Source organism: Bradyrhizobium sp. UFLA05-108, assembly GCF_059803455.1.
In genome coordinates this window covers 1-12,500 of record NZ_JBANAZ010000054.1, presented here as the reverse complement: position 1 = coordinate 12,500, position 12,500 = coordinate 1, and the positions used below count along the sequence as shown (strand labels likewise).

Sequence of the window (12,500 nt, the reverse complement as noted above, 5' to 3'; positions counted from 1 at the left end):
CAACAATCTCGTCTCACTCGTCGGCCGGCCGGGCCGGGAAGCGTGATTTCCAGGTCTTGAGGCCGTTCTCCTCGAACATGATGCGTGCACAGCGCAGGCCCTTCTGCTCCAGCGCGGAGATTAGCGGGTAGCGCTCGAACGGGCGCACGAAGAACATGAAATAACCGCCACCGCCGGCACCGAGCAATTTTCCGCCTACGGCACCGTGCGACTTGGCGAAGTCATAGATATCGTCGAGCTCGTTCGAGGAGATCTTGGAGCTCATCTTGCGCTTGGCGTGCCAGGCCTCGTCGATCAGCCGGCCGCATTCGAGAAGCCGGCCGCGCAGCAGATGCTTGCGGATCTCGCGTGTCACTTCCTTCTGCTTGGCGGCGGCGGCGACTGCATCCGAGGTTTCGTGCTGGGCCTTCTGATCGCGGTGGATCGCGCCGGAGTCATGACCCGAGCCGGTGTAGCAGAGCACCAGGCTCTCCTCGAGCTCGGCGATGATGTTGGAATCGAGGCGCAGCGGCACGATGGTGTTCTGGTCTGACGAGAACTCCATGTGATTGAAGCCGCCGAACACGGTGGCGTATTGATCCTGCCAGCCGCCGGGGATGTTGAGCATCAGGCGCTCGGCCTGGAATGCCATCTCCGCGATCTCGTGGCGGTCCCACTGATCGCTGCGGAATTCGTTGAAGCAGCCAATGATGGCCGACGACACCACGGCGGAGCCGCCGAGCCCGGAGCCCACCGGGAAATCGGCGGAGACCTCGAGCTCAAATCCGTAAGTGGGCTTGATCAGCCGGATCACCGATCTGATCAAGGCGAGATCGCCGCCCGCGCCGAGCTCGGCGAGACTGTTTGCTTCAACCGTGCAGCGGAAGTCGTGCGAGTAGATCCGGATTTGGGCGTCGCTGCGCCGCCTGAGCGTCGCATGGGCGTACATCTTGATCGTGGCGTTGATGACCGCGCCGCCGTCGTTCGCCACGAAGTAGTGGGTGAGGTCCGTGCCGCCGCCGGAAAAGCTGATTCGCACTGGCGAACGGGCGCGCGCGAACACCTCGCTCTCTTCCGAGAGGTTGAACAGATCGCGGCTGAACACGTCGACCAGCCGGCCCTCGGCGTCGAGGATCGGAACCACGTGGACACGCTGGTCGAGCAGTTTGAGGATTTGCTCGCGCGGTCCGCCGGCACGCGCCCAGACGAAATTGCGATTGATGCAGGCTGCGACGCTGTCGTGGATGGTGATGCCGGTCAACATCCGCCTGCGGATGTCACCGTCGGTCACCGCGCCGACGATCTTCCCGCCGGCATCCTGCGCAAAGAGGATACCGAGCATGTTCGCGTTGAGGCGGCGAAAGCCCTCCTCAATCGTATCGGTCTCGGCGATGGTGACGAGTGTTCGCTCAAGCACGTTCTTGGGTCCGGAAAAGGTCGATTCCGCAGCCGCAACCGGGGCGCGGGTCAACCTGCTAATACGGTAGCCCTCGGGGCGATGCAAGGTTCCAGGCCGGACCGGCTTAGGGGTATGATCGGGCTCAGGAATTCACCGCGCTGACGTGCTGGACAGCGATATGCTAAGGAGGCCTGTCGCGCGCCGTGATCGCGCCAAGCGAGTGTCAGCGCTCGTCGGCGATCACCTTGCCGTCGTTCGGCAGCGCGCCAGGGCTCACCAGCTCGACATTGCCGCCGAGCTTCGTCACGGCGCGTAGCGTGGTGGCGATCTCCTCGCGCAGCGCCTCGCTTACCGCCGCAGTCTCGGCCTTCAACGTCATCGCGTCCGTCTCGCGCTCGCGGGTGACGACGAGGCGCAGGCGGCCAAGTGCGGGGTGGCGTTTGCCGATCTCGGCGATCTGCTCGGGGCGGACGAACATGCCCTTGACCTTGGTGGTCTGGTCGGCGCGACCCATCCAGCCCTTGATGCGCATGTTGGTGCGGCCGCAGGAGCTCTTGCCCGGCAGCGCCGCGGTGAGGTCGCCGAGCGCGAGCCTGATCCAGGGATGATGCGGGTCGAGCGAGGTCACCACGATCTCGCCGACATCTCCTGGCGCAACGGGATCGCCGGTGCCTGGCTTGACGATCTCCATGATCAGGTCCTCATTGACGACCATGCCGTCGCGGGCCTCGGTCTCGAAGGCGATGAGACCGAGGTCGGCGGTCCCGAACGCCTGGTAGGCGTCGATGCCGCGCGCTGTGATCTCGGCCTGGAGCGAAGGCGGAAACGCCGCGCCCGAGACCAGCGCGCGCTTGATTGAGGAGACGTCGCGCCCCGTAGTCGCTGCGGCGTCGAGCAAAATCTTCAGAAAGTCCGGCGTGCCGCTATACCCGATCGGCCGGTAGGCCTCGATCAGCTCGAATTGCGCCTCCGTGTTGCCCGGGCCCGCTGGGATTACCGCGCAGCCGAGCGCCCGCGCGGAGGCGTCGAAAATGAAGCCGCCGGGCGTCAGATGGTAGCCGAATGTGTTGAGCACGATGTCGCCGGGCCGAAAGCCCGCGGCGAATAGCGCTCGCGCGCCGTGCCAGGGGTCGGCCTGGGTTCCCTCCGGCTCGAAGATTGGTCCGGGCGAGGTGAAGAGCCGTGCGAATGCCCCGGGCGGGTGTGCCACGAAGCCGCCGAAGGGCAGGGAGGCTTTGTGCAGGGCGGGCAGTTCCGACTTGCGCAGCACCGGCAGCCGCGCCAGCGCGGCCCGTGAGGTCACGGAGGCCGGCTCGAAGCCCTTCAGGCGCTCGGCATAGGCTGGTGCGGCCATGGCATGGTGCAGGATGCCCGGCAGGCGCGAGAACAGCTCGGCCTCGCGCTCGTCAAGTGCGCGCGTCTCAAGGGCGTCGTAGTGGGTGGTCATGGCTGGTCCTCAATTGGTTCGCATCCGTTGCGCCGCCTCGCGCGCGTCGCTATCAGGGCGGCAGCCGGAGCTGGAGAAAGTGGAATGGCCAACGAACAGGGGATCACGACGGACGAGGCCGCCGATGTCGTCGCCAGGTTGAAGCGGCGGATTATCGACGAGGCGCTGCCGTTGTGGTCGGGCGAGGGCTGGGATGCGGCCTCGGGCGGCTTCATCGACCGTCTGCACAAGAATGGCTCGGCGGATCGCGCCGCGCCGCGCCGGGTGTTCGTGCAGGCCCGCCAGATCTACTGCTATGCCAAGGCCGCGCAGATGGGCTGGTATCCGGAAGGCCGAGCGATCGCGCTGAAGGGTCTCGAGTACATGCTGGCGCGCGCCAAGGCGCCGGATGGCCGCCCGGGCTATGTGCATCGCTTGATGCCGGAAGGTACCGTGCTGGACGGCAAGCGCGATGCCTACGACCACGCCTTCGTCCTGCTCGCGCTTGCGACCGTCTACGCGTTGGATAAGGACGCGCAGGTTCGCGCCGAGATCGACGCGCTGCTCGCCTTCATCGACGCGCATCTGCGCTCGCCGCATGGCGGTGTTCACGAGAGCCTGCCGATGGCGATGCCGCGCCGGCAGAATCCGCACATGCATTTGTTCGAGGCGATGATCGCATGCTTTGACGCGACGCATGACCTGTCGTTCCAGAACCGCGCCGGCGAGTTCTTCGCGCTGTTCCTCGCCAATCTCTACGACAAGCAGAAGCGTGCGCTTGGCGAATATTTCGAGGAGGACTGGTCGAAGATCGAGCCGGTCAGCGTCGAGCCCGGCCACCAGGCCGAATGGGTCTGGCTTCTGAAAGGGTTCGAGCGCATCACTGGCTGCCCGACGGGGCGCTATCGCGGTGAGCTGCTGGAGACGGCGGTGCGCGGTCACGACATCGCGACCGGCTGCCTCATCGACGAAGCCGACGTCGACGGCAACATCCGCCGGCATTCCCGGCGGCTGTGGCCGCAGACCGAGATCGCGAAAGCGTGGATCGCGCAGGCTGAATCCGGCGAGGTTGGTGCAGCGGACAAGGCGCGCACGGCGCTGGTGCGGCTGGAACGGCACTATCTCAGCCATCCCGTGAGGGGTGGCTGGTATGATCAGTTCGACCGAGACGGCAACTCGCTCGTCGAGACAATTCCTGCGTCGTCGTTCTATCATGTCCTCTGCGCGGTGACGGAAGCCGAGCAAGTGCTGGGGTGAAGCGCTTTTGTTTTGACGCGTTTTCTTCACGCGAACCGGTTCCCACTTCGCTTGAAAACGCTATAGCCAGCGCTTGCGCCGCTTGAAGCTCTTGAGGTTTTTGAAGCTCTTGCGTTGGTCGCCGGCGCCGCCGAGGTAGAACTCCTTGACGTCCTCGTTGTCGCGCAGCTCGTCGGCGGTGCCGTCGAGCACGACCTTGCCCTGTTCCATGATGTAGCCATGGCTCGCGACCGAGAGCGCGGCGCGCGCATTCTGCTCGACCAGCAGAATGGTGACGCCGAGGTCGCGATTGATCTTCTTGATGATCGCGAACACTTCCTTCACGAGGAGCGGCGACAACCCCATCGACGGCTCGTCCATCAAGATCATCTTCGGGCGTGCCATTAGCGCGCGGCCGATCGCGAGCATCTGCTGTTCGCCGCCGGAGAGATAGCCGGCGAGGCCCGTGCGCTCCTTCAGGCGCGGGAAGTAGCTGAAGACCATGTCGAGATCGGAATCGACCTCGCGGTCGCTGCGGGTGAAGGCGCCGAGCTTGAGGTTTTCAAGCGAGGTCATGTCGGCGACGATGCGCCGGCCCTCCATCACCTGGAAGATGCCGCGGCGGACGATCTTGTCGGGATCAATGCCGTTGATCCGGTCGCCGTCGAACATGATCTCGCCGCGCGTGACCTCACCGTCCTCGGTCTTCAGCAGGCCGGAGATCGCTTTCAGCGTCGTCGACTTGCCAGCGCCATTCGCGCCCAGCAGCGCCACGATCGCGCCCTTGGGCACCTCGAGGCTGAGGCCGCGCAGCACCAGGATGACGTCGTCGTAGACGACCTCGATGTTGCGCACGCTGAGCAGCGGCGCGGGCGCGACGACGGTTGGCGTTGAGTGCGCTGCTTCGATGGTTTGGGTCATGTCTCTTCATTCTCCGCTGTCGTCGCCCGGCTTGACCGGGCGACCCAGTATTCCAGAGACGCCAGACGCTTCCTGAGAAGCCGCGGCGTACTGGATCCCCCGCTTTCGCGGGGGATGACAGTTGTTTGGATGGCAGCAGTACAGCTCACCACCCGAACCATTCCGGCTTGCGCGGCAGCTCGACGGTCTTCACCTTCTCGAGCTTGATCGTGCCCTTGGCCATGAGGTCGTTGAGGTCGCCGTCGGTCGCACCCGTCACCTTGGCGCGATAGAGGTCGACCTTCATCGTGCCGCGATGATCCTTCTCGGTGTAGGTCGAGGGATTGCAGACACCCTCCATGCCTGCCGGCACCCAGTCCTTTTTCTGGTAATAGCCCTTGGCGACGTTCTCGCCGGTCGCACCGCCGTTCTTCGCGGCCCAGTCCAGGGCCTCCCTCATGTACAGCGACGAGCACACGGCCGCGACGTAATGCACGGGGCGATAGACCTTGCCGGTCGGGTCCGACATCTTCGAGATTTCCATCACCGTCTTCATGCCGGGCGCGTCGCCGCCCCAGCTCACGGAAGTGCGCAAGGGGAAGATCACGCCATCGGCCGCGTCGCCTGCGGTCTTGGCGGCGTTCTCGTCCATGCCCCAGACATTGCCGAGGAACTGGATGTCGATGCCGGCCGACTTGCAGGCCTTCATCACCGAGATGTTGGAGGCCGCGGTGTTGCCGAGATAGGCGTAGTTGGCGCCCGAGGACTTCAGGCTCAGGCACTGCGCGCTGTAGTCGCCTGGCGTCAGCGCAAACACCAGCGGCGGAAGCACCTCGAACCCGAGCTCCTGCGCCAGCGCCTCGCCGGCCGCCTTCGGAGCGTTCGGGTAGGGGTGGTTCGCACCCATATGGACGAACTTCGGCTTGCCGGTCTTGCCCTTGGCCTTCCAATCATCAGCCGCCCACACCAGCATCGCGCGCAGCGCATCCGAATAGGTCGGGCCGTAGAAGAAATTGTAAGGCGCAGCCTTGGCCTTGCCGCTGGTGCCTTCCGGATCGGTCAGCGCTGCGGCATAGGAACCGGACATGTCGGGGATCTTGTCCTGCGCGAGGAAGCCGGTCAGCGCCTCGGTGTCGGCGGTGCCCCAGCCCATGATCGCCGCGACCTTGGTGTCGGGCGCCGACCATTTCTTGTACAGCGCGATCGCGCGTGGCACCTGATAGCCGTAGTCGTTGGTGTCGAGGTTGAGCTGCTTGCCGCCGATCCCGCCGTTCTTGTTGATCCACGCAAACGTGTCGGCGACAGCCTGGCCGTAAGGAGTGCCGACGTCGGACGTGCCGCCGGAATAGTCGGCGAGGTGACCGATCGCGATCTGCGCCTGCGCGGCGGCCGAAAAGGCTGCGAGCGCAAGCGCGAGCGATGCGGTGCTCAAAAGGGATTTTGTCTTCATCGGTTGGTTCCTCCTGTTATCGTTTTGGTCGAGTTGCCCGCGCTCAGTGCGAGAACGGGTAGAGCTTCCAATAGGCCTTGATCTGTCGCCATCGATGCGCGAGCCCATCCGGCTCGAACATCAGGAACGCGATGATGATGAGCCCGATCGCGATCTCGCGCAGGAAGGTGATGTTGGTGTTGAGCGACAGCGCATGGTCGATCGCGCCGCCCTTCAGATGCAGGCTGAGCCATTCCATCGATTCCGGCAGCAGCACGACGAAGGCGGTGCCCATCAATGTGCCCATGATCGAGCCGGTGCCGCCGATGATGATCATGGCGAGGAACAAGATCGAACGCTCGATGCCAAAACCTTCCTGCGAGACGACCTGCTGGTAATGAGCGTAGAGTGCGCCCGCGATGCCGGCGAAGAAGGCCGCGAGCGCAAACGATAGCGTGCGGTATTTCGTCAGGTTGATGCCCATGATCTCCGCGGAGAGATAGTGGTCGCGGATCGCGACCAGCGCTCTGCCGTCGCGCGTGCGCATCAGATTGGTGACGAGGATGTAGCTCGCGAGCACGTAAGCCAGCACGACGTAGAAATATTGCTTATCGCCGCGCAGCGTATAGCCGAAGATCGAGAACGGCTCGGCGCTGGCCGGCACCGAGCCGCCGGAGAACCATTCAGCGCGCGAGAAGAAGTCGAGCAGGATATATTGCGCCGCGAGCGTCGCGATGACGAGATAGAGCCCCTTCAGCCGTGCCGCCGGAATGCCGAAGATCAGGCCAACGAGCGCAGTAACGATGCCGGCGAGCGGGATGGCGAAGAACACCGGGATCGGCGCGTTGTTGGAGATATAGGCCGAGGTGAAGGCGCCAAGCAGGAAGAAGGCGGCGTGCCCGATCGAGATCTGGCCGGTGAATCCGACCAGGATATTGAGGCCGAGAGCCGCGATCGAGAAGATGCCGATCTGAATCAGGATGCTGAGCCAGTAGCCGGAGAAAAATTGCGGTGCGAGACAGAGAAGGAGCACACCGGCAATCGCAAAGTTGCGGCTGGTCCTGGTCGGGAAAATCGTGGTGTCGGCCGCGTAGGTCGTGCGGAAATCACCAGCAGGGATGAGGGCGGGGCCGGCCATGGTCAAATCCGCTCGATGTCACGGGTGCCGAACAGGCCGTAAGGCTTGATCATCAGCACGATGATCAGGACGTAGAACGGCGCGATTTCGTAGAGATTGCCCCAGTGCAGATACTGGCTGTCGACATATTGCGCGATGTTCTCGAGCAGCCCGATGATGATGCCGCCGAGCACGGCGCCGCCGACGGAGTCGAGCCCGCCGAGGATCGCCGCCGGAAACACCTTGATGCCGTAGGCCGCCAGCCCCGACGACACGCCGTTCACCACGGCGACGACGACGCCGGCGACCGCCGACACCGTCGCCGAGATTGCCCAGGCCATCGCGAACACGCTTTTGACGGAAATGCCGAGCGACTGCGCCACCTGCTGATTGAACGCGGTGGCCCGCATCGCAAGGCCGTATTTGGAGGCGCGGAAGAACCAGGCCATGCCGATCATCATCGCGACCGAGACCACGAGGCTCATGATGTAGACAGTCTGGATCTGAAGCCCGAACAGGTTCACCGATTGGCTTTCGAACACCCGCGGGAACGGCTGCGGGTTGACGCCGAACATCCATTTCAGTGCGGCCTGGAACACCGTGGAGAGGCCAATGGTCACCATGATCACCGAAATGATCGGCTCGCCGATCATGGGCCTGAGAATCAGCACCTGGATTGCGATGCCGAACACGAACATGAAGACGAGCGTCATCGGCATGCCGATCCAGAACGGTACCTGATATTTCGCCAGCAGCGCCCAGCACACCCAGGCGCCGACCAGCAAGAGCTCACCTTGCGCGAAGTTGACGACCTGCGTCGCCTTGTAGATCAGCACAAACGACATCGCGACGACGCCATAGAGCGTGCCCACCACGAGGCCGTTGACCAGAAGCTGGAAGAGGAAGGCGGTGTTCATGTACGTTGGACCTTTCGCCTCTCCCCGCTTGCGGGGAGAGGTCGACGTGCGCCGAGCGATGCGAAGCATCGTCCGGAGCGCGGCGGGTGAGGGGAAGCTTCCGCATGCGAGGTGCTAATGAGGTCTCGCACAATTTGGCGGGCGTTCTCGAGACCATCGCGACCGCCCTCGGAGAGGCTCCCCCTCACCCGGATCGCTGACGCGCTCCGGCCTCCCCCCGCAAGCGGGGAGAGGCGAGGGGCTGCGGTGCGCGCGTCCTGGCTCACTCCGCGGCCTCCGCCATATGCGCGCCGGCGTCCAGATCCACCACGCGCAGCGTGGTGCGGACGCGCTGGGTGGTGCCGTCCTGGAAGCGGATCACGGCGTCGACGGGGATGTTGGCGTCGCTGCGATAGATGGCGTCGATGATATCCGCATACTTCTCGTTGATGACGCCGCGGCGCACTTTTCGGGTGCGGGTGAGCTCGCCGTCGTCGGCGTCGAGCTCCTTGTAGAGCAGGAGGAAGCGCGAGATGCGCTGTGCCGGCGGCAGCGTCGCGTTCACGGTCTCGACTTCCTTCTGGAGCAGCGCATAGACCTCCGGCCGCGAGGCGAGGTCGCTATAGGTCGTGAATGAGAGCCGGTTCTTCTCCGCCCATTTCGAGATGATGGAGTAACGGATGCAGATCATGGTCGCGAGCGCGTCGCGGCCGGCACCCAACACTACGGCTTCCGCGATATAGGGCGAGAACTTCAGCTTGTTCTCGATGAATTGCGGCGAGAAGCGTTCACCGCGCGAAGTCTCTGCGAGGTCCCTGATGCGGTCGATGACGACGAGCTGCCTGTTATCGTTGAAATAGCCGGCATCACCCGACAGCATCCAGCCATCCCTGATGTCGGCGACGCTCGCCTCGGGGTTCTTGTAGTAGCCCAGGAACATGTTGGGATGCCGCACCACGATCTCGCCGACACCGTGGACGTCGGCGTTGTCGATGCGGATCTCGACGCTGTCGGCCATCGGCACGCCGGTGGTGTCAGGATCGACCTTGCCGTCGGGATGCAGTGTGTAGGCCCCTAGCAGCTCGGTCTGGCCGTAGAGCGTGCGCAGCGGCACGCCCATCGCCTGGAAGAACTTGAAGGTATCAGGCCCGAGCGCGGCACCACCGGTGGCAGCCGAGCGCAGCCGCGTGAAGCCGAGGCGGTCGCGCAACACGCGGAACAGGATCATGTCGGCGAGGCCCGAATGCTTGCCTTGCGCGAGCGCGGCAAGCCCGGTCTTCATGCCAAGATCGAACAGCCGCTGCTTGAATGGCGTCGCGTCCATCACCTTGGCGCGGACGTCGGCAGCGATCGATTCCCATACGCGTGGCGCAAAGAGCACGAACGTCGGCGCGATCTCACGCAGATCGTTCATCATGGTGTCGGGCTCTTCGACGAAATTGATCTTCATCCGGCAGAGCAGGCCTTTGCCGAGCACATAGACTTGTTCCATGATCCACGGCAGCGGCAGCACCGAGACGTACTCGTCGTCCGGCCCCTTCGGATCGAAGGCGAGATAGGTCGCGCAGTGGCCGAGCACGCGGCCGGCGGCGAGCATCGCGAGCTTCGGATGGGACGTGGTGCCCGAGGTGGTGCAGAGAATCGCGACGTCCTCGCCCTTGGTTTCGTCCACCAGCTTGTCGTAAAGCCCCGGCTCGCGCGCCGCGCGTGCGCGGCCGAGCTCGGCGAGCTTTTCGGCCGGCATCAGCCGCGGATCGTCATATTTCCGCATCCCGCGCGGATCGGAATAGATGATGTGCTTCAGTTTCGGCACGCGATCGGCTAGCCCCAACAGCTTGTCGACCTGCTCCTCGTCCTCGGCGAAGACGAGCTGCGCCTCGCCGTAGTTGAGGAGATAGGACGCCTCCTCATCCAGCACGTCGCGATAGAGTCCGAGGCTCAGACCGCCGATCGCATGGGTCGCCACTTCGGCGGCGACCCAGTCCGGCCGGTTGTCGCCGATGATGCCGATGACGTCGCCGCGCCCAAGGCCGAGCTCGACGAGGCCGAGCGCGAAATCGCGCACCCGGCTCTGGTAGTCTCTCCAGGTGAAGAGACGCCAGAGCCCGAAATCCTTCTCGCGCAGCGCGATCTCGCTGCCATGCTCCTTCGCATTCAGCCGCAGCAGTTTCGGATAGGTGTCGGCCTGCGCGACGCGTCCCGCATAGTCCATCATGCCGCGCACTCCGGGGCCGCGGGCTTGTCGTCGGGATCGACCAGCACCTCGTCCTCTTCGCCAAGATAGGCGCGCTTGACATGGGGATCGGCCAGCACCGCGGCCGGATCGCCCTCGGCGATCTTGCGGCCGAAATCCAGCACCATGACCCGGTGGGAAATATCCATCACCACACCCATGTCGTGCTCGATCATCACCACCGTCATCCCGAACTCCTCGTTGAGATCGACGATGTAGCGGGCCATGTCCTCCTTTTCCTCGAAGTTCATGCCGGCCATCGGTTCATCGAGGAGAATAAGGCGCGGCTCCAGCGCCATCGCGCGTGCCAGCTCGACGCGTTTGCGCAAGCCGTAGGGCAGGGTGCCGGCTTGCGCTTTTCGAACCGATTGCAGGTCGAGAAAGTCGATGATCTCCTCGACCTTGCGGCGGTGCGCGAGCTCCTCCTTGCGCGCGCCGGTCAGCCAGTACAGTGAGCCCGTGATGAAATTGTTCTTCAGCAGGTGATGGCGGCCGACCATGATGTTGTCGAGCACGCTCATATGATGGAACAGCGCGAGATTCTGGAAGGTGCGCCCAATGCCGAGCGAGGCGCGGGCGTTCGGCGTCAATCCAGTGATGTCGCGGTCCTGGTAGAACAGTTGGCCTTCGGTCGGCCTGTATCGACCGGAAATACAGTTCACGATCGAGGTTTTGCCGGCGCCGTTGGGGCCGATGATCGAGAACAGTTCGCCGTCCTTGATGGAAAAGCTGACGTCGGTCAGCGCGCGGACGCCGCCGAACCGCAAGGACACGCCGCGCACTTCAAGACTGGTTGCCACCAATAATTCCCTCCCCGGCGACGGCGCTTTTGCGCTCTTTCGTCCATTTCCTTGGGCCGATCCTATATCGGCCGTTCGGACGAAACCATGCAGCCGATGGTCCCGGCCCGATCACGCGATGCGGCGTTGTCCCCATTGGGAACAAAAGCCGCACCGCGAGAGGTGGTCCTCAATAGGGTAAAGCGCTATTTTGAAATGTCTTGCGCCTGACAATTCGTCGGCAAAGTTTTTCGCGGGGGTGGGGACTGCTTCTTTTGCCGCAGGGCGAGCGATGCGAACTTGCTGCGGTGCAGCAATCGGGCGGGGTGACGTTACGGTGCGGTTGGCCTTGGGATCATGATTTCGGAGGATCAGTTGAAGCGCGTCGCCGCCTGGTCGCGCGAGCTCACGATGCGCGAGATTGAGGTTGCCCGCGCCGGGATCATCGAAAAATCCTATGTCAACGGCGAGACCGTCTTCATGCGCGGCGACAAGTTCGACTATTGGGCCGGCGTGGTCAGTGGGCTCGCGCGGATGGGCGGGGTATCGCGCGACGGCAAGGAGACGAGTTTGGCGGGGCTCACCGCGGGAGCCTGGTTCGGCGAGGGCAGCGTGCTCAAGAACGAGCCGCGGCGTTACGAAGTGGTCGCGCTCCGCGACAGCCGTCTCGCTCTCATGGAGCGCAGTGCCTTCCTGTGGCTGTTCGAGAACAGCGTCGGCTTCAACCGCTTCCTGGTGCGCCAGCTCAACGAGCGGCTCGGCCAGTTCATCGGCATGCTCGAGGTCAACCGCACGCTGGACGCCACCGCACGCCTTGCTCGCAGCATCGCTTCGCTGTTCAACCCGATCCTCTATCCGGATTCCAAGACGCATCTGGAGATCACGCAGGAGGAGATCGGCGCACTCTCGGGCATGTCGCGGCAGAACGCGAACCGCGCGCTGAACCGGCTCGAGAAGGAGGGGCTGCTGCGGCTCGAATATGGTGGCATCACCATCCTCGATGTCGAGCGGTTGCGCGGATATGGGGATTAAAGCGGGATGGGGTTAGGTTGAATCGATTTGGGATTCCCAAATCAGCTTGCTTCTGATTCACCATGCTGGCTGGA

10 protein-coding genes are annotated in these 12,500 nt (G+C 63.9%); 2 read left to right on the top strand and 8 right to left on the bottom strand.

Annotated features, from left to right (window positions below):
- Positions 1-13: 13 nt before the first annotated feature.
- Positions 14-1,396 carry a GHMP family kinase ATP-binding protein gene (locus tag SO140_RS31845; protein WP_449379058.1) on the bottom strand — a complete coding sequence of 461 codons (1,383 nt, stop codon included), beginning with the start codon at positions 1,394-1,396 and terminating at the stop codon, positions 14-16.
- A 205-nt stretch (positions 1,397-1,601) separates the two neighbouring features.
- On the bottom strand, positions 1,602-2,825 hold the full coding sequence (locus tag SO140_RS31840; RefSeq protein WP_449379059.1) for a phenylacetate--CoA ligase family protein: 1,224 nt from the start codon (positions 2,823-2,825) through the stop codon (positions 1,602-1,604).
- Between the two features lie 84 nt (positions 2,826-2,909).
- Here SO140_RS31840 and SO140_RS31835 point away from each other — a divergent pair, with 84 nt between their 5' ends.
- Positions 2,910-4,061 (top strand): AGE family epimerase/isomerase, encoded by a 1,152-nt coding sequence (locus SO140_RS31835; protein WP_449379060.1) that lies wholly within the window; start codon positions 2,910-2,912, stop codon positions 4,059-4,061.
- Positions 4,062-4,121: 60 nt separating this feature from the next.
- Here the strand turns inward: SO140_RS31835 and SO140_RS31830 are convergent, their stop codons facing one another.
- The 6 genes from SO140_RS31830 to SO140_RS31805 form a co-directional block, all read right to left on the bottom strand.
- Entirely contained in the window at positions 4,122-4,961 is an 840-nt protein-coding gene (locus tag SO140_RS31830; protein ID WP_449379061.1) for an ABC transporter ATP-binding protein, read from the bottom strand.
- Positions 4,962-5,106: 145 nt separating this feature from the next.
- Positions 5,107-6,390: an ABC transporter substrate-binding protein gene (locus tag SO140_RS31825; protein ID WP_498543564.1), complete on the bottom strand. Its 1,284-nt coding sequence runs from the start codon at positions 6,388-6,390 to the stop codon at positions 5,107-5,109.
- Between the two features lie 43 nt (positions 6,391-6,433).
- The gene (locus SO140_RS31820) at positions 6,434-7,507 is read right to left on the bottom strand and encodes a branched-chain amino acid ABC transporter permease (RefSeq protein WP_449379063.1); all 1,074 of its coding nucleotides are present in this window, start codon (positions 7,505-7,507) and stop codon (positions 6,434-6,436) included.
- Positions 7,508-7,509: 2 nt separating this feature from the next.
- Complete coding sequence (locus SO140_RS31815; protein WP_449379064.1) at positions 7,510-8,403, bottom strand: branched-chain amino acid ABC transporter permease; 894 nt, start codon at positions 8,401-8,403, stop codon at positions 7,510-7,512.
- Positions 8,404-8,665: 262 nt separating this feature from the next.
- The gene (locus SO140_RS31810; RefSeq protein ID WP_449379065.1) at positions 8,666-10,597 is read right to left on the bottom strand and encodes a long-chain fatty acid--CoA ligase; all 1,932 of its coding nucleotides are present in this window, start codon (positions 10,595-10,597) and stop codon (positions 8,666-8,668) included.
- Positions 10,594-11,415: an ABC transporter ATP-binding protein gene (locus SO140_RS31805; protein WP_449379066.1), complete on the bottom strand. Its 822-nt coding sequence runs from the start codon at positions 11,413-11,415 to the stop codon at positions 10,594-10,596. The genes SO140_RS31810 and SO140_RS31805 overlap by 4 nt, the downstream gene beginning before the upstream one ends.
- A 336-nt stretch (positions 11,416-11,751) precedes the next feature.
- On the opposite strand from SO140_RS31805, the gene SO140_RS31800 reads away from it, so the two are divergent.
- Complete coding sequence (locus SO140_RS31800; protein WP_449379067.1) at positions 11,752-12,426, top strand: Crp/Fnr family transcriptional regulator; 675 nt, start codon at positions 11,752-11,754, stop codon at positions 12,424-12,426.
- Positions 12,427-12,500 lie beyond the last annotated feature (74 nt).

Excerpts from the sequence above, each read along its gene's own strand:
- SO140_RS31840 (WP_449379059.1), bottom strand. The coding sequence starts at position 2,825 with ATGACCACCCACTACGACGCCCTTGAGACGCGCGCACTTGACGAGCGC.
- SO140_RS31835 (WP_449379060.1), top strand. The coding sequence starts at position 2,910 with ATGGCCAACGAACAGGGGATCACGACGGACGAGGCCGCCGATGTCGTC.
- SO140_RS31830 (WP_449379061.1), bottom strand. The coding sequence starts at position 4,961 with ATGACCCAAACCATCGAAGCAGCGCACTCAACGCCAACCGTCGTCGCG.
- SO140_RS31825 (WP_498543564.1), bottom strand. The coding sequence starts at position 6,390 with ATGAAGACAAAATCCCTTTTGAGCACCGCATCGCTCGCGCTTGCGCTC.
- SO140_RS31820 (WP_449379063.1), bottom strand. The coding sequence starts at position 7,507 with ATGGCCGGCCCCGCCCTCATCCCTGCTGGTGATTTCCGCACGACCTAC.
- SO140_RS31815 (WP_449379064.1), bottom strand. The coding sequence starts at position 8,403 with ATGAACACCGCCTTCCTCTTCCAGCTTCTGGTCAACGGCCTCGTGGTG.
- SO140_RS31810 (WP_449379065.1), bottom strand. The coding sequence starts at position 10,597 with ATGATGGACTATGCGGGACGCGTCGCGCAGGCCGACACCTATCCGAAA.
- SO140_RS31800 (WP_449379067.1), top strand. The coding sequence starts at position 11,752 with ATGATTTCGGAGGATCAGTTGAAGCGCGTCGCCGCCTGGTCGCGCGAG.